General features: G+C 51.4%; 15 protein-coding genes, 1 rRNA gene and 1 pseudogene. 7 read left to right on the forward strand and 10 right to left on the reverse strand.

Annotated features, from left to right (window positions below; all coding sequences use genetic code 11):
- Window positions 1-103, forward strand: a 5S ribosomal RNA gene (rrf, locus tag ACJHW7_RS17575); the annotation flags it as partial.
- A 114-nt stretch (window positions 104-217) separates the two neighbouring features.
- Here rrf and ACJHW7_RS17580 read toward each other — a convergent pair.
- Entirely contained in the window at window positions 218-661 is a 444-nt protein-coding gene (locus ACJHW7_RS17580; protein ID WP_000236960.1) for an acetyltransferase, read from the reverse strand.
- A gap of 156 nt (window positions 662-817) precedes the next feature.
- On the opposite strand from ACJHW7_RS17580, the gene metA reads away from it, so the two are divergent.
- From metA to aceK, 4 genes are all read left to right on the forward strand, one after another.
- Complete coding sequence (gene metA / locus ACJHW7_RS17585) at window positions 818-1,747, forward strand: homoserine O-succinyltransferase (protein WP_001122789.1); 930 nt, start codon at window positions 818-820, stop codon at window positions 1,745-1,747.
- Between the two features lie 268 nt (window positions 1,748-2,015).
- Entirely contained in the window at window positions 2,016-3,617 is a 1,602-nt protein-coding gene (gene aceB / locus ACJHW7_RS17590; protein WP_000138878.1) for a malate synthase A, read from the forward strand.
- A 29-nt stretch (window positions 3,618-3,646) separates the two neighbouring features.
- Window positions 3,647-4,951 (forward strand): isocitrate lyase, encoded by a 1,305-nt coding sequence (aceA, locus tag ACJHW7_RS17595; protein WP_000857856.1) that lies wholly within the window; start codon window positions 3,647-3,649, stop codon window positions 4,949-4,951.
- Between the two features lie 182 nt (window positions 4,952-5,133).
- Complete coding sequence (gene aceK, locus ACJHW7_RS17600) at window positions 5,134-6,870, forward strand: bifunctional isocitrate dehydrogenase kinase/phosphatase (RefSeq protein ID WP_001137214.1); 1,737 nt, start codon at window positions 5,134-5,136, stop codon at window positions 6,868-6,870.
- On the opposite strand, the pseudogene ACJHW7_RS17605 reads toward aceK, so the two are convergent.
- Together ACJHW7_RS17605 and iclR are read right to left on the reverse strand one after the other, a co-directional pair.
- Window positions 6,839-8,412 (reverse strand): annotated as a pseudogene (locus ACJHW7_RS17605) (ShET2/EspL2 family type III secretion system effector toxin). The gene aceK and the pseudogene ACJHW7_RS17605 sit on opposite strands and share 32 nt — an antisense overlap.
- Window positions 8,413-8,728: 316 nt before the next feature.
- On the reverse strand, window positions 8,729-9,553 hold the full coding sequence (iclR, locus tag ACJHW7_RS17610) for a glyoxylate bypass operon transcriptional repressor IclR (protein WP_000226403.1): 825 nt from the start codon (window positions 9,551-9,553) through the stop codon (window positions 8,729-8,731).
- A 199-nt stretch (window positions 9,554-9,752) separates the two neighbouring features.
- Here iclR and metH point away from each other — a divergent pair, with 199 nt between their 5' ends.
- On the forward strand, window positions 9,753-13,436 hold the full coding sequence (gene metH, locus ACJHW7_RS17615; protein WP_000096053.1) for a methionine synthase: 3,684 nt from the start codon (window positions 9,753-9,755) through the stop codon (window positions 13,434-13,436).
- Window positions 13,437-13,655: 219 nt separating this feature from the next.
- A complete protein-coding gene (locus ACJHW7_RS17620) occupies window positions 13,656-15,287 on the forward strand; it encodes a Na/Pi cotransporter family protein (protein WP_040235148.1) in 1,632 nt (543 codons plus the stop codon).
- A 90-nt stretch (window positions 15,288-15,377) separates the two neighbouring features.
- Here the strand turns inward: ACJHW7_RS17620 and pepE are convergent, their stop codons facing one another.
- The 7 genes from pepE to ACJHW7_RS17655 form a co-directional block, all read right to left on the reverse strand.
- Window positions 15,378-16,067, reverse strand: a complete 690-nt coding sequence (gene pepE / locus ACJHW7_RS17625) for a dipeptidase PepE (RefSeq protein WP_000421763.1) — start codon at window positions 16,065-16,067, stop codon at window positions 15,378-15,380.
- A 380-nt stretch (window positions 16,068-16,447) separates the two neighbouring features.
- Window positions 16,448-17,677 carry an L-sorbose 1-phosphate reductase gene (sorE, locus tag ACJHW7_RS17630; protein WP_021557412.1) on the reverse strand — a complete coding sequence of 410 codons (1,230 nt, stop codon included), beginning with the start codon at window positions 17,675-17,677 and terminating at the stop codon, window positions 16,448-16,450.
- A 51-nt stretch (window positions 17,678-17,728) separates the two neighbouring features.
- Window positions 17,729-18,553 (reverse strand): PTS system mannose/fructose/sorbose family transporter subunit IID, encoded by an 825-nt coding sequence (locus tag ACJHW7_RS17635; RefSeq protein ID WP_000437902.1) that lies wholly within the window; start codon window positions 18,551-18,553, stop codon window positions 17,729-17,731.
- Between the two features lie 10 nt (window positions 18,554-18,563).
- Complete coding sequence (locus ACJHW7_RS17640) at window positions 18,564-19,361, reverse strand: PTS mannose/fructose/sorbose transporter subunit IIC (RefSeq protein ID WP_040235150.1); 798 nt, start codon at window positions 19,359-19,361, stop codon at window positions 18,564-18,566.
- A gap of 65 nt (window positions 19,362-19,426) precedes the next feature.
- Window positions 19,427-19,921 carry a PTS system mannose/fructose/N-acetylgalactosamine-transporter subunit IIB gene (locus tag ACJHW7_RS17645; RefSeq protein WP_001027844.1) on the reverse strand — a complete coding sequence of 165 codons (495 nt, stop codon included), beginning with the start codon at window positions 19,919-19,921 and terminating at the stop codon, window positions 19,427-19,429.
- Window positions 19,921-20,328, reverse strand: a complete 408-nt coding sequence (locus ACJHW7_RS17650) for a mannose/fructose/sorbose PTS transporter subunit IIA (protein ID WP_000245654.1) — start codon at window positions 20,326-20,328, stop codon at window positions 19,921-19,923. The genes ACJHW7_RS17645 and ACJHW7_RS17650 overlap by 1 nt, the downstream gene beginning before the upstream one ends.
- Window positions 20,329-20,337: 9 nt before the next feature.
- Window positions 20,338-21,144, reverse strand: a complete 807-nt coding sequence (locus ACJHW7_RS17655) for an SDR family oxidoreductase (protein ID WP_001195416.1) — start codon at window positions 21,142-21,144, stop codon at window positions 20,338-20,340.
- Window positions 21,145-21,208 lie beyond the last annotated feature (64 nt).

A 21,208-nucleotide genomic window follows, 5' to 3' on the forward strand; every position in this document is an offset into this window, starting at 1 on the left:
GCGCGGTGGTCCCACCTGACCCCATGCCGAACTCAGAAGTGAAACGCCGTAGCGCCGATGGTAGTGTGGGGTCTCCCCATGCGAGAGTAGGGAACTGCCAGGCATCAAATTAAGCGAAAGGCCATCAGTCACGATGGCCTTTTTGCGTTGGTGAAAAAAATGCCGGGTGCGACGCTGGCGCGTCTTCTCCAGCCTGGGCAGGCACGGCAGGGGCGGCTTATTCCCCCACATACGCCAGATTCAGCAACGGATACGGTTTCCCCAAATCGTCCACCTCAGAGCGTCCCGTAACCTTAAAACCCACCTTCTTATAGAACCCAACCGCCTGCTCATTTTGCTCATTAACGTTGGTTGTCAGTTCCGGTGCCATCGAGAGCGCATGCTCCACCAGCATCCGACCCACGCCGCAGCCGCGCACATCAGGATCGATAAACAGCGCATCCATATGCTGCCCACTTAACAACATAAACCCAACCGGCTGATCCCGTTCATTAACCGCGACCCACAACGGTGCTTCCGGCAGAAAGGAACGAACCAGCTCTTCCAGCTCGGCCCGATACTCTGCTGATAAAAAATCGTGGGTGGCATCGACAGATCGACACCAAATCGCAACGAGTTCCTCCCCTTCCTCATGCTGTGAGCGGCGAATACTAATAACCATTTTCTCTCCTTTTCGTCATTCTTATATTCTAACGTAGCCTTTTCCTTGAAACTTTCTCACCTTCAACATGCAGGCTCGACATTGGCAAATTTTCTGGTTATCTTCAGCTATCTGGATGTCTAAACGTATAAGCGTATGTAGTGAGGTAATCAGGTTATGCCTATTCGTGTGCCGGACGAGCTACCCGCCGTCAATTTCTTGCGTGAAGAAAACGTCTTTGTGATGACAACTTCTCGTGCGTCTGGTCAGGAAATTCGTCCACTTAAGGTTCTGATCCTTAACCTGATGCCGAAGAAGATTGAAACTGAAAATCAGTTTCTGCGCCTGCTTTCAAACTCACCTTTGCAGGTCGATATTCAGCTGTTGCGCATCGATTCCCGTGAATCGCGCAACACGCCCGCAGAGCATCTGAACAACTTCTACTGTAACTTTGAAGATATTCAGGAACAGAACTTTGACGGTCTGATTGTAACCGGTGCGCCGCTGGGCCTGGTGGAGTTTAATGATGTCGCTTACTGGCCGCAGATCAAACAGGTGCTGGAGTGGTCGAAAGATCACGTCACCTCGACGCTGTTTGTCTGCTGGGCGGTACAGGCCGCGCTCAATATCCTCTACGGCATTCCTAAGCAAACTCGCACCGACAAACTCTCTGGCGTTTACGAGCATCATATTCTCCATCCTCATGCGCTTCTGACGCGTGGCTTTGATGATTCATTCCTGGCACCACATTCGCGCTATGCTGACTTTCCGGCAGCGTTGATTCGTGATTACACCGATCTGGAAATTCTGGCAGAGACGGAAGAAGGGGATGCATATCTGTTTGCCAGCAAAGATAAGCGCATTGCCTTTGTGACGGGCCATCCCGAATATGATGCGCAAACGCTGGCGCAGGAATATTTCCGCGATGTGGAAGCCGGACTAGGCCCGGAAGTACCGTATAACTATTTCCCGCACAATGATCCGCAAAATACACCGCGAGCGAGCTGGCGTAGTCACGGTAATTTGCTGTTTACCAACTGGCTCAACTATTACGTCTATCAGATCACGCCATACGATCTACGGCACATGAATCCAACGCTGGATTAATCTTCTGTGATAGTCGATCGTTAAGCGATTCAGCACCTTACCTCAGGCACCTTCGGGTGCCTTTTTTATTTCCGAAACGCACCTCAGGAGGTGAATAAATTTTATTCATATTGTTATCAATAAGTTATCAAGTATTTTTAATTAAAATGGAAATTGTTTTTGATTTTGCATTTTAAATGAGTAGTCTTAGTTGTGCTGAACGAAAAGCGCACAACGATCCTTCGTTCACAGTGGGGAAGTTTTCGGATCCATGACGAGGAGCTGCACGATGACTGAACAGGCAACAACAACCGATGAACTGGCTTTCATAAGGCCGTATGGCGAGCAGGAGAAGCAAATTCTTACTGCCGAAGCGGTAGAATTTCTGACTGAGCTGGTGACGCATTTTACGCCACAACGCAATAAACTTCTGGCAGCGCGCATTCAGCAGCAGCAAGATATTGATAACGGAACGTTGCCTGATTTTATTTCGGAAACAGCTTCCATTCGCGATACGGACTGGAAAATTCGTGGTATTCCCGCGGACTTACAAGATCGTCGAGTCGAGATAACTGGCCCGGTTGAGCGCAAGATGGTGATCAACGCACTGAACGCCAATGTGAAAGTCTTTATGGCCGATTTCGAAGATTCACTGGCACCAGACTGGAACAAAGTGATCGACGGGCAAATTAACCTGCGCGATGCGGTTAACGGCACCATCAGCTATACCAATGAAGCAGGCAAAATTTATCAGCTCAAGCCCAATCCAGCGGTTTTGATTTGTCGGGTACGCGGTCTGCACTTGCCGGAAAAACATGTCACCTGGCGTGGTGAGGCAATCCCCGGTAGCCTGTTTGATTTTGCGCTCTATTTCTTCCACAACTATCAGGCACTGTTGGCAAAGGGCAGCGGTCCCTATTTCTATCTGCCGAAAACCCAGTCCTGGCAGGAAGCGGCCTGGTGGAGCGAAGTCTTCAGCTATGCAGAAGATCGCTTTAATCTGCCGCGCGGCACCATCAAGGCGACGTTGCTGATTGAAACGCTGCCCGCCGTGTTCCAGATGGATGAAATCCTTCACGCGCTGCGTGACCATATTGTTGGTCTGAACTGCGGTCGTTGGGATTACATCTTCAGCTATATCAAAACGTTGAAAAACTATCCCGATCGCGTCCTGCCAGACAGACAGGCAGTGACGATGGATAAACCATTCCTGAATGCTTACTCACGCCTGTTGATTAAAACCTGCCATAAACGCGGTGCTTTTGCGATGGGCGGCATGGCAGCGTTTATTCCGAGCAAAGATGAAGAGCGCAATAACCAGGTGCTCAACAAAGTAAAAGCGGATAAAGCGCTGGAAGCCAATAACGGTCACGATGGCACATGGATTGCTCACCCAGGCCTTGCGGATACGGCAATGGCGGTATTCAACGACATTCTCGGCTCCCGTAAAAATCAGCTTGAAGTGATGCGCGAACAAGACGCGCCGATTACTGCCGATCAGCTGCTGGCACCTTGTGATGGTGAACGCACCGAAGAAGGTATGCGCGCCAACATTCGCGTGGCAGTGCAGTACATCGAAGCATGGATCTCCGGCAACGGCTGCGTGCCGATTTATGGCCTGATGGAAGATGCGGCGACGGCTGAAATTTCCCGTACCTCAATCTGGCAGTGGATCCATCATCAAAAAACGTTGAGCAATGGCAAACCGGTGACCAAAGCCTTGTTCCGCCAGATGCTGGGTGAAGAGATGAAAGTCATTGCCAGCGAACTGGGCGAAGAACGTTTCTCCCAGGGGCGTTTTGACGATGCCGCACGCTTGATGGAACAGATCACCACTTCCGATGAGTTAATTGATTTCCTGACCCTGCCAGGCTACCGCCTGTTAGCGTAAACCACCACATAACTATGGAGCATCTGCACATGAAAACCCGTACACAACAAATTGAAGAATTACAGAAAGAGTGGACTCAACCGCGTTGGGAAGGCATTACTCGCCCATACAGCGCGGAAGATGTGGTGAAATTACGCGGTTCAGTCAATCCTGAATGCACCCTGGCGCAACTGGGCGCGGCGAAAATGTGGCGTCTGCTGCATGGCGAGTCGAAAAAAGGCTACATCAACAGCCTCGGTGCACTGACTGGCGGTCAGGCGCTGCAACAGGCGAAAGCGGGTATTGAAGCAGTCTATCTGTCGGGATGGCAGGTAGCGGCGGACGCTAACCTGGCGGCCAGCATGTATCCGGATCAGTCGCTCTATCCGGCAAACTCGGTGCCAGCTGTGGTGGAGCGGATCAACAACACCTTCCGTCGTGCCGATCAGATCCAATGGTCCGCAGGCATTGAGCCGGGCGATCCGCGCTATGTCGATTACTTCCTGCCGATCGTTGCCGATGCGGAAGCCGGTTTTGGCGGTGTCCTGAATGCCTTTGAACTGATGAAAGCGATGATTGAAGCCGGTGCAGCGGCAGTTCACTTCGAAGATCAGCTGGCGTCAGTGAAGAAATGCGGTCACATGGGCGGCAAAGTTTTGGTGCCAACTCAGGAAGCTATTCAGAAACTGGTCGCGGCGCGTCTTGCAGCTGACGTGACGGGCGTTCCAACCCTGCTGGTTGCTCGTACCGATGCCGATGCGGCGGATCTGATTACCTCCGATTGCGACCCGTATGACAGTGAATTTATTACTGGCGAGCGTACCAGTGAAGGCTTCTTCCGTACTCATGCGGGCATTGAGCAAGCGATCAGCCGTGGCCTGGCGTATGCGCCATATGCTGACCTGGTCTGGTGTGAAACCTCCACGCCGGATCTGGAACTGGCGCGTCGCTTTGCACAAGCTATCCACGCGAAATATCCGGGCAAACTGCTGGCTTATAACTGCTCGCCGTCGTTCAACTGGCAGAAAAACCTCGACGACAAAACTATTGCCAGCTTCCAGCAGCAGCTGTCGGATATGGGCTACAAGTTCCAGTTCATCACCCTGGCAGGTATCCACAGCATGTGGTTCAACATGTTTGACCTGGCAAACGCCTATGCCCAGGGCGAGGGTATGAAGCACTACGTTGAGAAAGTGCAGCAGCCGGAATTTGCCGCCGCGAAAGATGGCTATACCTTCGTATCTCACCAGCAGGAAGTGGGTACAGGTTACTTCGATAAAGTGACGACTATTATTCAGGGCGGCACGTCTTCAGTCACCGCGCTGACCGGCTCCACTGAAGAATCGCAGTTCTAAGCAACAACAACCGTTGCTGACTGTAGGCCGGATAAGGCATTTACGCCGCATCCGGCAATCGGTGCACGATGCCTGATGCGACGCTTGCGCGTCTTATCATGCCTACAACCGTTGCCGAACGTAGGCTGGATAAGGCGTTTACGCCGCATCCGGCAATTCTCTGCTCCTGATGAGGGCGCTAAATGCCGCGTGGCCTGGAATTACTGATTGCTCAAACCATTTTGCAAGGCTTCGACGCTCAGTATGGTCGATTCCTCGAAGTGACTTCCGGGGCGCAGCAGCGTTTCGAACAGGCCGACTGGCATGCTGTCCAGCAGGCGATGAAAAACCGTATCCATCTTTACGATCATCACGTTGGTCTGGTCGTGGAGCAACTGCGCTGCATTACTAACGGCCAAAGTACGGACGCGGCATTTTTACTGCGCGTTAAAGAGCATTACACGCGGCTGTTGCCGGATTACCCGCGCTTCGAGATTGCGGAGAGCTTTTTTAACTCCGTGTACTGTCGGTTATTTGACCACCGCTCGCTTACTCCCGAGCGGCTTTTTATCTTTAGCTCTCAGCCAGAGCGCCGCTTTCGTACCATTCCCCGCCCGCTGGCGAAAGACTTTCACCCCGATCACGGCTGGGAATCTCTACTGATGCGCGTTATCAGCGACCTGCCGCTGCGCCTGCGCTGGCAGAATAAAAGCCGTGACATTCATTACATCATTCGCCATCTGACGGAAACGCTGGGGACAGACAACCTCGCGGAAAGTCATTTACAGGTGGCGAACGAACTGTTTTACCGCAATAAAGCCGCCTGGCTGGTGGGCAAACTGATCACGCCTTCCGGCACGTTGCCCTTCTTACTGCCGATCCACCAGACGGACGACGGCGAGTTATTTATTGATACCTGCCTGACGACGACCGCCGAAGCGAGCATTGTTTTTGGCTTTGCGCGTTCTTATTTTATGGTTTATGCACCGCTGCCCGCAGCGCTGGTCGAGTGGCTACGGGAAATTCTGCCAGGTAAAACCACTGCTGAATTGTATATGGCTATCGGCTGCCAGAAGCACGCCAAAACCGAAAGCTACCGCGAATATCTCGTTTATCTACAGGGCTGTAATGAGCAGTTCATTGAAGCGCCGGGTATTCGTGGAATGGTGATGTTGGTGTTTACGCTGCCGGGCTTTGATCGGGTATTCAAAGTCATCAAAGACAAGTTCGCGCCGCAGAAAGAGATGTCTGCCGCTCACGTTCGTGCCTGCTATCAACTGGTGAAAGAGCACGACCGTGTGGGCCGAATGGCGGACACCCAGGAGTTTGAAAACTTTGTGCTGGAGAAGCGGCATATTTCCCCGGCATTAATGGAATTACTGCTTCAGGAAGCAGCGGAAAAAATCACCGATCTTGGTGAGCAGATTGTAATTCGCCATCTCTATATCGAGCGGCGGATGGTGCCGCTCAATATCTGGCTGGAACAAGTGGAAGGTCAGCAGTTGCGCGACGCCATTGAAGAATACGGTAACGCTATTCGCCAGCTTGCCGCTGCTAACATTTTTCCTGGCGACATGCTGTTTAAAAACTTCGGTGTCACCCGTCACGGGCGTGTGGTTTTTTATGATTACGATGAAATTTGCTACATGACGGAAGTGAATTTCCGCGACATCCCGCCGCCGCGCTATCCGGAAGACGAACTTGCCAGCGAACCGTGGTACAGCGTCTCGCCGGGCGATGTTTTCCCGGAAGAGTTTCGCCACTGGCTATGCGCCGACCCGCGTATTGGTCCGCTGTTTGAAGAGATGCACGCCGACCTGTTCCGCGCTGATTACTGGCGCGCACTACAAAACCGCATACGTGAAGGGCATGTGGAAGATGTTTATGCGTATCGGCGCAGGCAAAGATTTAGCGTACGGTATGGGGAGATGCTTTTTTGAGTAAAGCTTCCATATAATTTTTCTCCGCAATGTATCGAGGGTTATCCGTAAAGCCAAAGCTTTCAGCCATCTTATTTAATGTATTAAGGATTAATTCAGCAATAACCCGGTGACCAAATTCAAAAGCCAACTCAAAGGCAGAGTATTTTTGTGGCGCTTTGTGTTGCCAAAAATCCATAATATCTTCAGCGGTAAATCCAAACAGGCGTGCATGGTCAGATAAAGCAAGATAAACCGTCTCTACAACGTTTTGTTGTTTATGCTGTATCGCTGAAAACAAACCGGGATATTCATTAGAATTATTTGCCAGGAGGAGGGGCTTCATATTTTTTTATCGAATTTAAACGTATTAAAAAGAGTGGGTAATGCGTTAAAAATAGTATTAATAACGTTCATATGTCCACTATTATAGGCAGTCAACATTTCTGTTCTATGTAGTTCTGGCATTTTCTGGAGTTGAATCATCAGTTGCGTAAGTTGGTGATTCTGACCAATTGCCATTAGCAAATTCATCGTTGCAGGTGATAATGGAGGGGTTATTTCATCCACAGATCCTTTTAACATCAATAGCTGTTCTTTCGGAAGTGCTGGAATTATTGCAACAGATTGGTTAATAATATGATCATTTGACCATTTCAGGAGGCTATAATCTACATTCATAAAATCCATCAGAGAATAGTGTTTAATATCCTCTTTGCTTTCGCTCATAATTCTTATTTTATCGTTAGTGACATTAGGATCATAAACCGAAACCACGTAATGGGTACATCCTTCAGTTGTGTTCTTTATTCTTAGCCGGACCGTCAAAGCATGGTTATCCACCAGTAATATGGCTGCCATAACACTGATGCCATTTGATTCCATCTTGTCAAAATATGCTTTCATAACTAGCCCGAAATCACCGCAGGCAGCAACGCAACGCCCCTCAGGACGGCTGGAAACCAACGCCAAAGTCTGGTTTTTGCATTTTTTGTTGAAGTGCGTGAGAAATTTTTCAGCTGAAGAGTAATCATCTTGATGGGGTTTGTAATCAACATTCTGATAAATATCATTAATATATTGTGCAGCAATGTGTCGGCATACTATACGGTTTTGGGGGCGCCCCGGAAAATAACATTGATCATTAAGTTTAACTCTTGGGAATTCTTTTTCTTTTCTAACTGAGTTTAGGTTTAATTCTTGTTTATCAAGAGTGTCTGAGCGTTGAGGTAAAATTTCCATTAGGTATTCTTCAAATATTGGAGCAATGGTTTGAGTGAGTGTCGTGTTTTCATTTTTATTAATTATCGTAATTTCTTTCTTATCAGCTTGTAAGACGGACGTGGAAAATTTAATGACAAAATCCTTGTTGCTAAAGATATGACGACCATTTTGTCTACAGTTCTCTGAGAAGCTTTTTAATAGAGGCGTCGCCAGCTCCTTGCCAGAAAATTTATCCTCGAGTTCTTTATAAAACAATTCACTCAGGGTTTGGTGTTCATTTGTCTGGGCTGTATTATTAATATTTGCAGAGAAAGAACTACGAGGGATACGAGTAATCATTTAAATATCTCATTGTTTATTGATGTCTTGAATTTTAACTATCAGAACAGTGAAAAAATTTAATATGATTACAAGTAAAGAAATATCATAAATCGCTCAATCTCATAATGCAGCCGTAAAAGTTTCGGTGGAATGAGATCTTGCGATTTTGTTAATGATTAAGTGGTTTGATGTTTAAAAATAATGCTGAGTTAATAAAAGTGTGTGAAGTGTATGACATTAAGTTATTTTGGCGTCAATGCGATTAACAGACACCCTTATTCTATTGCCACTCAGGTATGATGGGCAGAATATTGCCTCTGCCCGCCAGAAAAAGTCAGCGCATTCCACCGTACGCCAGCGTCACTTCCTTCGCCGCTTTAATCACCATCGCGCCAAACTCGGTCACGCGGTCATCGGTAATGCGTGAAATCGGTCCGGAAATTGAAATTGCGGCAAACGGTTCGCGGTGCTCATCGAAAATACACGCTGCAAGGCAACGTAGCCCCAGTGCATGTTCCTCATCGTCAAATGAATAACCCCGTTTGCGCGTTTGGGCGAGATCTTCTTTTAAATGCACAGGAGACACCAGCGTTGCGTGGGTATAGGCATGTAACCCTTTGCGGTGCAGCAGCTTCGTCACCTGTTCTTCGCTCAGTTGGGCTAAAAAGGCTTTACCCGCACCGGAAGCGTGCATCGGCAATTTACCGCCGATAGGCGCGGACATTCGCATCAGATGCGTACACTGTACCTGGTCGATAATAATCGCTTCGTGATCGCTTTGATCAAGCACCGCCATATTGACCGTTTCGCCAGACTCTTCCATTAAATTGCGCAGGATAGGGTGAACAATCGCTAACAAATTACGGCTCTGGAGAAAGCTGCTGCCGACCATAAAGGCATGTGCGCCGATTGCCCAATGTCCCAGTTCGCCGACCTGACGCACGAAACCCTGCTGTTGCATCGTGGTTAGCAGGCGGTGGGTCGTGGAATTGGGTAACCCGGCTTGTTGCGCCAGCTCTGTGAGTGCCACACTGCCATTGGATTCGGCAATCCACTCCAGTAATTTCAGGCCACGCGTTAAAGACTGAACCTGTCCAGTCGCTGGTGCGGTGGCAACGGCGGGTTTTCTGCCGCGTTTCGCGGGAATGGGTGCGACCATGACAGCCTCCTTTTTCTGTATCGTGGAAATCATTTTCATTTTTATTGTTAGCTAATGCAATAGTTGCTGCACTGATCCGATGAGTTAATGTTGAACAAATCTCATGTTGCGTGGTGGTCGCTTTTACCACAGATGCGTTTATGCCAGTATGGTTTGTTGAATTTTTATTAAATCTGGGTTGAGCGTGTCGGGAGCAAGTGTGAGCAGCAAAGTGGAACAACTGCGTGCGCAGTTAAATGAACGTATTCTGGTGCTGGACGGCGGTATGGGCACCATGATCCAGAGCTATCGACTGAACGAAGCCGATTTTCGTGGTGAACGCTTTGCCGACTGGCCATGCGATCTCAAAGGCAACAACGACCTGCTGGTGCTCAGCAAACCGGAAGTGATCGCCGCTATCCACAACGCCTACTTTGAAGCGGGCGCGGATATCATCGAAACCAACACCTTTAACTCCACGACCATTGCGATGGCGGATTACCAGATGGAATCCCTGTCGGCGGAAATCAACTTTGCGGCGGCGAAACTGGCGCGCGCCTGTGCTGACGAGTGGACCGCGCGCACGCCGGAGAAACCGCGCTACGTTGCCGGTGTTCTCGGCCCAACCAACCGCACGGCGTCTATTTCTCCGGACGTCAACGATCCGGCATTCCGCAACATCACTTTTGACCAGCTGGTGGCGGCCTATCGCGAATCCACCAAAGCGCTGGTGGAAGGTGGTGCGGATCTGATCCTGATTGAAACCGTTTTCGACACCCTTAACGCCAAAGCGGCGGTTTTTGCGGTGAAAACGGAGTTTGAAGCGCTGGGCGTTGAGCTGCCGATTATGATCTCCGGCACCATCACCGACGCCTCCGGGCGCACGCTCTCCGGGCAGACCACCGAAGCATTTTACAACTCATTGCGCCACGCCGAAGCTCTGACCTTTGGCCTGAACTGTGCGCTGGGGCCCGATGAACTGCGCCAGTACGTGCAGGAGCTGTCACGGATTGCGGAATGCTACGTCACCGCGCACCCGAACGCCGGGCTACCCAACGCCTTTGGTGAGTACGATCTCGACGCCGACACGATGGCAAAACAGATACGTGAATGGGCGCAAGCGGGTTTTCTCAATATCGTCGGCGGCTGCTGTGGCACCACGCCACAACATATTGCAGCGATGAGTCGTGCAGTAGAAGGATTAGCGCCGCGCAAACTGCCGGAAATCCCCGTAGCCTGCCGTTTGTCCGGCCTGGAGCCGCTGAACATTGGCGAAGATAGCCTGTTTGTGAACGTGGGTGAACGCACCAACGTCACCGGTTCCGCTAAGTTCAAGCGCCTGATCAAAGAAGAGAAATACAGCGAGGCACTGGATGTGGCCCGCCAGCAGGTGGAAAACGGTGCGCAGATTATCGATATCAACATGGATGAAGGGATGCTCGACGCCGAAGCGGCGATGGTGCGTTTTCTCAATCTGATTGCCGGTGAACCGGATATCGCTCGCGTGCCGATTATGATCGACTCCTCAAAATGGGATGTCATTGAAAAAGGTCTGAAGTGTATCCAGGGCAAAGGCATTGTTAACTCTATCTCGATGAAAGAGGGCGTCGACGCCTTTATCCATCACGCGAAGCTCTTGCGTCGTTACGGTGCGGCAGTGGTGGTAATGGCCTTTGACGAACAGGGACAGGCCGATACCCGCGCACGGAAAATCGAGATTTGCCGTCGGGCGTACAAAATCCTCACCGAAGAGGTTGGCTTCCCGCCAGAAGATATCATCTTCGACCCGAACATCTTCGCGGTTGCCACCGGCATTGAAGAGCACAACAACTACGCGCAGGACTTTATCGGCGCGTGTGAAGACATCAAACGCGAACTGCCGCACGCGCTAATTTCCGGCGGCGTATCTAACGTTTCTTTCTCGTTCCGTGGCAACGATCCGGTGCGCGAAGCCATTCACGCAGTGTTCCTCTACTACGCTATTCGCAATGGCATGGATATGGGGATCGTCAATGCCGGGCAGCTGGCGATTTACGACGACCTGCCCGCTGAACTGCGCGACGCGGTGGAAGATGTGATTCTTAATCGTCGCGATGATGGCACTGAGCGTTTACTGGAGCTTGCCGAGAAATATCGCGGCAGCAAAACCGACGACACCGCTAACGCCCAGCAGGCGGAGTGGCGCTCGTGGGAAGTGAATAAACGTCTGGAATACTCGCTGGTCAAAGGCATTACCGAGTTTATCGAGCAGGATACCGAAGAAGCCCGCCAGCAGGCTACGCGCCCGATTGAAGTGATTGAAGGCCCGTTGATGGACGGCATGAACGTGGTCGGCGATCTGTTTGGCGAAGGGAAAATGTTCCTGCCACAGGTGGTCAAATCGGCGCGCGTCATGAAACAGGCAGTGGCGTATCTCGAACCGTTTATTGAAGCCAGCAAAGAGCAGGGTAAAACCAACGGCAAGATGGTGATCGCCACCGTGAAAGGCGATGTCCACGACATCGGTAAAAATATCGTTGGCGTGGTGCTGCAATGTAACAACTACGAAATTGTCGATCTCGGCGTTATGGTGCCTGCGGAAAAAATTCTCCGTACCGCTAAAGAAGTGAATGCTGATCTGATTGGACTTTCGGGGCTTATCACGCCGTCGCTGGACGAGATGGTTAACGTGGCGAAAGAGATGGAGCGTCAGGGCTTCACCATCCCGCTATTGATTGGCGGCGCGACGACCTCAAAAGCGCACACGGCGGTGAAAATTGAGCAGAACTACAGCGGCCCGACGGTGTATGTACAGAACGCATCGCGCACCGTTGGTGTGGTGGCGGCGCTGCTTTCCGATACTCAGCGTGATGATTTTGTCGCTCGTACCCGCAAGGAGTACGAAACCGTACGTATTCAGCACGGGCGTAAGAAACCGCGCACACCACCGGTCACGCTGGAAGCGGCGCGCGATAACGATTTCGCTTTTGACTGGCAGGCTTACACGCCGCCGGTGGCGCACCGTCTCGGCGTGCAGGAAGTTGAAGCCAGCATCGAAACTCTGCGTAATTACATCGACTGGACACCGTTCTTTATGACCTGGTCGCTGGCCGGGAAGTATCCGCGCATTCTGGAAGATGAAGTGGTGGGCGTTGAGGCGCAGCGGCTGTTTAAAGACGCCAACGACATGCTGGATAAATTAAGCGCCGAGAAAACGCTGAATCCGCGTGGCGTGGTGGGCCTGTTCCCGGCAAACCGTGTGGGCGATGACATTGAAATCTACCGTGACGAAACGCGCACCCATGTGATCAACGTCAGCCACCATCTGCGTCAACAGACCGAAAAAACGGGATTCGCTAACTACTGTCTCGCTGACTTCGTTGCGCCGAAGCTTTCTGGTAAAGCAGATTACATCGGCGCATTTGCCGTGACTGGCGGGCTGGAAGAGGACGCACTGGCTGATGCCTTTGAAGCGCAGCACGATGATTACAACAAAATCATGGTGAAAGCGCTTGCCGACCGTTTAGCCGAAGCCTTTGCGGAGTATCTCCATGAGCGTGTGCGTAAAGTCTACTGGGGCTATGCGCCGAACGAGAACCTCAGCAACGAAGAACTGATCCGCGAAAACTACCAGGGCATCCGTCCGGCACCGGGCTACCCGGCCTGCCCGGAACATACGGAAAAAGCCACCATCTGGGAGCTGCTGGAAGTGGAAAAACATACCGGCATGAAACTCACAGAATCTTTCGCCATGTGGCCCGGTGCATCGGTTTCGGGTTGGTATTTCAGCCACCCGGACAGCAAGTACTACGCGGTAGCGCAAATTCAGCGCGATCAGGTTGAAGACTATGCCCGCCGTAAAGGTATGAGCGTCTCAGATGTTGAGCGCTGGCTGGCACCGAATCTGGGGTATGACGCGGACTGATTCACAAATCTGTCACTTTTCCTTACAACAAACAGGGCGCTCAATGAGTGCCCTGTCTCTTTATTAATATGAAACACTTATACTGGAAACAGGCTGGAATAATCTTAGCCGGAAAAACGAATGTCAAAAGGCACAGTAAAGATGCCAGTCAGCGTGTTTCCGGTCCTTTGGTCATTCAATTGCTTCAGGAACATATAACGATAAGGAGAACCTGAACTCGTGTTAACGCTGCTTCACCTGCTTTCTGCCGTCGCCCTGCTGGTCTGGGGGACTCATATTGTTCGAACCGGCGTAATGCGCGTCTTCGGCGCGCGTTTGCGTACTGTCCTTAGCCGGAGCGTCGAAAAAAAGCCGCTCGCCTTTTGCGCGGGGATCGGCGTTACCGCACTGGTACAGAGCAGTAATGCCACCACCATGCTGGTGACCTCGTTTGTCGCTCAGGATCTGGTAGCCCTCGCACCGGCTCTGGTCATTGTGCTGGGTGCAGATGTCGGGACGGCGCTAATGGCGCGTATTCTCACCTTCGACTTATCCTGGCTGTCACCGTTACTTCTTTTTATCGGCGTGATTTTTTTCCTCGGACGCAAACAGTCACGCGCCGGGCAACTGGGCCGCGTCGGTATTGGTCTTGGGCTGATTTTGCTGGCGCTGGAGTTGATTGTGCAGGCCGTAACGCCGATCACCCAGGCAAACGGCGTTCAGGTGATCTTTGCCTCGCTGACCGGCGATATTCTGCTGGATGCGCTGATTGGCGCGATGTTCGCCATTATCAGCTACTCCAGCCTTGCTGCTGTACTGCTGACCGCGACTCTGACCGCCGCAGGCATTATCTCCTTCCCCGTGGCGCTCTGTCTGGTGATTGGTGCTAACCTCGGTTCCGGTCTGCTGGCGATGCTCAACAACAGTGCCGCCAATGCCGCAGCCCGCCGTGTCGCGCTGGGTAGTCTGCTGTTTAAGCTGGTGGGTAGCCTGATTATCCTGCCGTTTGTCCATTTGCTGGCAGAGACAATGGGGAAGTTGTCATTGCCAAAAGCGGAACTGGTGATCTATTTCCACGTCTTCTACAACCTTGTACGTTGCCTGGTCATGCTGCCATTTGTTGACCCGATGGCACGGTTTTGCAAAACGATTATTCGCGATGAACCGGAACTGGATACCCAGCTACGGCCCAAACATCTGGATGTCAGCGCGCTGGATACGCCCACGCTTGCTCTGGCGAACGCCGCGCGCGAAACCCTGCGCATTGGCGACGCCATGGAACAGATGATGGAAGGGCTAAATAAAGTGATGCACGGCGAGCCACGGCAGGAGAAAGAGCTGCGTAAGCTGGCAGATGATATCAACGTTCTCTACACCGCCATTAAGCTGTATCTGGCGCGGATGCCAAAAGAAGAGTTGGCGGAGGAAGAGTCGCGCCGCTGGGCGGAGATCATCGAAATGTCGCTCAACCTTGAACAGGCCTCCGATATCGTCGAGCGCATGGGCAGCGAAATTGCCGATAAATCGCTGGCAGCACGGCGGGCATTTTCGCTTGATGGCTTGAAGGAACTGGATGCGCTCTATGAGCAATTGCTCAGTAATTTAAAACTGGCAATGTCGGTGTTCTTCTCTGGCGATGTCACCAGCGCTCGTCGTTTGCGTCGCAGCAAACATCGTTTTCGCATTCTTAATCGCCGCTATTCCCACGCCCACGTCGATCGCCTGCATCAGCAAAACGTGCAGAGCATTGAAACCAGTTCGCTACATTTAGGCTTACTGGGAGATATGCAGCGCCTGAACTCGCTGTTTTGTTCGGTGGCTTACAGTGTGCTGGAACAGCCGGATGAAGATGAAGGACGGGACGAGTATTAATATTGTGAATCCTGTAGGCCTGATAAGACGCGTCAAGCGTCGCATCAGGCACTATGAACAAGATGCCGGATCATGCATCCGGCAATTCACTTAAAAACGGTGACCAGCTTCTAGCGGCACCGCTTCTTCACCAGCCTTAAACACATAAGTGGTGTTCGGGCCACCCAGCGTAGCGTGACCTTTACTCACTGTGATCCAGTTACCTTCCGGTAGACCAATAATCGTCAGTTCTGGCGCGACGACCAGCAGTTCGCGAATACGCTGCTCACGGGTTTCACCTTTATGGCCTTCCGGCAGCGCGTTGGTGAAGTGCGGGTTGATTTGCAGCGGGAACAGATTTAGCGCATCGAAACCTTGCGGATCGACAATCGGCATATCGTTGGTGGTACGAATGGTTGGGCAAGCAAGGTTAGCGCCTGCGCTCCAGCCAATATACAGCGCACCACGTTTAACCACGTCAGTAATTGGTGCCAGCAGCCCGCGCTCGCGGCACTGTTTCAGCAACTGGAAAGTATTCCCGCCCCCGACAATCACGATCTCAGCATTTTCAATCGCGGCAACGGGATCGACAACGCTATGAATACCGGTGACAGAAACACCCAGCGGAGCGAGAACCGCAGCCGTTTTCGCTGTGTAATCATCCCAGGTCTGCGTTACGCCAGCGAAAGGGATAAACACCGCTGAGCGGCGACCCTGCAACTGTTCAGCAATTAGCGGCAGTGCATGTTCCAGCCAGGCTTTACCCGGCAGCGTCGAGTTACTCAATAAAAGCAGTTCCATTACTTCTCCGGTTAGTAAGAAATCACGGAAGGAATGCTACCACTGCGAATTTAACCACTTACTGACATGGCTCACGATGTCACGTATTGCACAGGCGCTGAGACTGATGACAAACACAGCATTGCCTGATGCGCTACGCTTACCTGGCCTACCAGATAACTGCAATATATTGAATTTTCAAAATTATGTAGACCGAATAAGGCTTCATTCCGCATCCGGCATAAACAATGTGCACTTTGCCACCAATTTGAGCGCCCCTTAAGGCGCTGATATTTTTTATGCTTCTCGTGCAAATTGTGCTGCTTCAGCAATCAGCAGCACATCCGGTCGCGAAGTTGCTGGTGCGACCAGCCAGCGACATGCAGAGTTGAGTAACGCGATTAATCATGGGAAATTGCCTCTGCATGAGTGAGCAGATATTGCTCCGCCTCACCGGACCAGATCCCCTGATGACGCGTCAGAATCGCCGCCAGTGCTTGATCCTGAATCTGCGTGAGTGACGTCAGCGGCAGGTATTTCCCGGTATACACCAGCTTTTTGCCGCCGCCGACGGCAGGTAATTCAAGCGTGGTTTCGCCCGCGGCATTCAGCCCAAGAATATGTGTTACCACTTTTGCGGCCTGCACTTTTTTCTCTTCAATCAATTTGACCGCTGCGCGCATGTCGTCGGTATTGCCGCCTGACGTGCCCACGTAGTGGGTAAATGCATAATGCACATCGTAGAAATTAATTGGCGCGCTGAAATGTTTATCCTGCGGTCCGGCGAAGAAATTCAGGCAACCATCTGTCGCCAGCAAGGAAGAGGCGAGAGTCACCAGTCCTTCATTAGGCACAAAGACGAAAATATCATCGAAGCCGTGACCGCCACTCAGCGCCATTAGCGTATCAAATGCTGCATCGGTGGCATTGAGATAATGAATCAGTGTTTGCGGTTCTGATGGATAGTGCTTGCGCGCATAACTCAATTTATCGTTGTCGGTATCGGTAATGACGAGCAGCGACGGGTTAACGGGTCCATGTAGCGCATAATCAATCGCCAACAGTCCCATTGGTCCGGTGCCGCCGAGGATCAGCGTGCGCCCTTGCGGGCGAATCCCCATCGTGTGGTTATAACTACCTTCCTGAAGATGATAGTTGGCGTTGAACGCGCCAATCACGCAGGAAAGCGGTTCAACCAGCGAGCCTTCAAAGTAGGTTTCGCCTTCGTATGCCAGCAGGCAATCTTGTTCCATAACCTCATTTGGGATAACCACATGTGTGGCTTCACCACCCACCCACGGGAAGGAGTAGCCGGGGCAGTCCGGGCGGTCGGGGAGTTGCAGGTTGGCCTGTATTACATAACGTTGACCCGGCTGGAATTTGTGCTGCCACTTTTTACCCACGGCCAGAATATCGCCGCAAAACTCGTGGCCGATGATGATTGGGTTGGTCGCCACATCGTCGGGTACTTTTTTATGGTTTTCACCCAGGTTGGCCTCTTTCCAGGAAGAGAGGCACAGGCTGTCAGTGACCACCGTCGCGAGGATTTCATCCTCCTGCATTTCAGGAAGATCAAAGGTTTCCAGGCGTAAATCACGTTTACCATAAAGACGCAGAGCTGTTGTTTTCATAAACCACCTTATGTTGAGCGATGGCCCCGGCAGTCGTGCCGGGGCGAAGAATCAGGACAGGAAGCCCAGCGCATTGCCGATAATCCCTAAGCCAAACAGGGCGAAAATCAGCCATACCGGGTTAATTTTTTTGTTGAGCAGACGAACCATTAGTAGCGTCAGACCGAGCGCCAGCAAACCAGGGCAAAGTTGGTCGAGAATGTTCTGCACGGTCATGGTGACGGTGGAGCCATCGGCGGCATGCGTTTGTGAAACCACCAACGGTACGTTGATTGACGTCCATTTGGTGACCAGCACGCCCATCACAAACAGTCCGAGAATCGACGCGCCTTCGGTGAGTTTTTGCAGCACATTCCCGCCCATATCGCTGACGATATTCACCCCTTTGCGAAAGCCGAGCTGTAGGCCATACCACTTCATCGCCAGACGCACCGCATTGAAAATAAAGAAGAACAGCAGCGGGCCGAGAATGTTGCCCGAAAGTGCCAGAGATGCGCCGAGCGCGGCGGTAATCGGGCGCAGCGTTCCCCAGACCAGTGGATCGCCAACTCCTGCCAATGGTCCCATCAGACCGACTTTGATGCCGTTAATGGTACCGTCATCAATTTCCGCGCCGTTGGCCCGCGCCTCTTCCATGGCGGCAGTGACGCCGATGACCGGGCCACATACGGCTGGCGTGGTATTGAAGAACACCAGGTGTCGCCTGAGCGCCGCAACCTGATCCTCTTTTAATGGGTAAAGTCGCTTGATGGCGGGGATCATGTCGTAGCAAAAACCCAGCCCGTGAATACGTTCAAAGTTAAAGGACGCCTGTTGCAGGTTGGAGCGCAGAAACATGCTCACCAGATCGCTGCGTGTAATTTTTCTCTGTTCCATGATGGCTCCGTTAATCGTCAAGTTGGTCAAGGGCGGTGGAGGCGGTGGCCTGGAGTTGAGGTTCAGCTTTACGCCACTGTGGATTTAGCTGGATGTAGACCAGGGCCATGATCACGCCGACGCCACCGAACGCCAGCAGACTGAGATCGAGGTAGCCACCTGCGAGGAAACCGAGGAAAAAGAAAGGCATCAAATATTTCACGCCCATCATACGTAGCACCATGGCGTAACCGACCACCACGATAAAACCGCCAGCAATCTGTAGTCCTCGGGTCACAAATTCGGGAATGGCGTTTAACATATTGCTCACCATATCGGCGCTGACGAACAGCGAGACAATCAGTGCCGGAATAGCAACGCGCAGCGCCTGCACGCCAAGCGCGGAGACATGCAGAATATCGAGAGTGCGAAACTGCGCCTCTTCCGCTGCTTTATCCGCCGCGTGCTGGAACACTACGGTGATGGTACGGGCAAACACCGTCAGCACCTGGCCTGCCGCAGCCACAGGCAACGCGATGGCGATTCCGGTGGCGATGCTTTGCTGACCAACGATAACCAGAATGGCGGAGATTATGCTGGCGAGTGCAGAGTCCGGAGATTGCGCCGCGCCGACGTTCATCCAGCCGAGAGCTATCAATTCCAGCGTACCACCGAGTATTATTCCGGTTTTTAAATCACCGAGAATTAAACCAATCACCGTACAGGCAATTAACGGGCGATGAGTCTGAAATTCATCCAGCACGCTGCCCATTCCGGCAATACAGGAAAAAAGAAATATAGCAATAATTTGTAGGGTACTTATTTCCATGATTTGTCACCTTTTAAGTGTCGTCATCCCTGCCTGTTAAAGCATATGTACACAGGCGCTATTATTTAATTTGCGATTAACTGTTCGTTTATTTTGTCGATAATATTGATTGAGGGATCTGACGCTACGACGCGTAAATCCAATATGACGCCAAGATTATTTAACTCATGAAATGCGTTAATATCATCATCATCTAATGAAACCGCTTTGGTTAACTGTTTTTTACCGGGCCGCCAGGCCATGCCGCCAATATTCAGGGTGCCTATTTTTACCCCCTGGCGAACCATCGCTAAGGCATCCTGTGGGCGAGTGAAAAGATAAAAAACGGTTTCGTCCTGATATTGCGGGTTGTGATAAACCGCGATGGCTTTTTCAATATTGACCACGTTAACCTTCATTCCCGGTGGCGCAGCCTGACGCAATAATGTCCGGCGAACTTCATCGTTATAAACTTCGTCATTGCAGATAATAATGCGCTGGGCGTTAGCCACTTTCGACCAGACGGTAGTGACCTGACCATGGATCAGGCGGTCATCAATGCGGGCGAGCGTAATGTTCATCAGAAATCCTCCTCTGTCGTTGCCAGTTGTTTCCAGACAACGCAGGTTTGCTTTGCGATTTGCGTCAGGTGTTCACACAGTTCATCAACATTCATGCTGTCCTGGTTATCAACCAGTTCGAGCGCCAGCGGCAGAGAAAGTCCGCTGATTACCCGCAGACGAGGATTGCGCATCGCAAGCATCGCTGCCGCATTCCACGGGCTGCCGCACTGTAAATCCACGGCAATCAGCCACTCATCTTGATTGTGAATGCTTACTAACTTTTTCAGCTTTGCTACGATGTCTCCGGCGTTTTCACCGGGCACAAATTCAACGGCTTCAACATTGGTGTTGCCGTAAACCATCTGAACCGATTCCAGCATGGCGCAAGCTAATTTGCCGTGGGCACAAAAAATGGCGTTGACCATAAAGCCTCCTTATCCGCGCGTTTTGCCGCCCGCAATGTTAGTGGTTACTCCGGTGATGTAGCTGGCGCGTTCAGACAGCAGATAACAAACAAAATCAGCGACTTCTGCTAATCTTCCGGCGCGCCCAATAGGAATGGCGTTTTTGGTATAGCCTTCACGCAGCTGCTCGACGGTGATATTGCGCGTCCACGCCAGCGCTTCTTCATATTCCGGCGTGCGCAGTCCTGTTTTTTCCAGAATCCCCGGCGCGATACCGACCACACGGATACCGTGTTTACCCAGCTCTTTCGACCAGGAGCGCGTGAAGCTATTGAGCGCGGCTTTGGTAGCGGCGTAACAGCTTTGTCCTTCTGAGCCTTCCAGTCCACTTTCTGAGGAAACATTCACAATCACGCCATCATGTTGTTTGACCATCTGTCGCGCCACCGCCTGCGACATCAGAAAAACGCCTTTCTGGTTGATATTGACCATTTTTTCGAATGCAGCTTCGTTGAGTTCATACTTCCCGGCAGGCGCTTTCTCATCGACCAGCAGACGCGGGAAATTGACCCCGGCGTTATTGACCAGACCGTCGATGCGACCAAAACGCTGGATAATTTCCGCTACCGTATGATTTACCTCTTTGGCGCTGGAAATATCGGTCGGCCAAAACTGATAGCCTTTATGACCTTCATATTGACCATCGCCACCGTGAATATCTACCATCTGTACGTTTGCGCCTTGTGCTAATAATTCCTCTACAATCGCCAGACCAATACCGGATGCGCCGCCGGTGACGATAATGATTTTATCCTGCAAATTTAACCACGTTTGCATAACAGACTCCTGATTTTAGATAATAGGGACCCGCCGTAATTTTTATTACGGTAAACATCGGGAA

Origin of the sequence: Escherichia sp. WS1152 (assembly GCF_046487665.1) — a bacterium.
GTDB lineage: Bacteria > Pseudomonadota > Gammaproteobacteria > Enterobacterales > Enterobacteriaceae > Escherichia > Escherichia coli.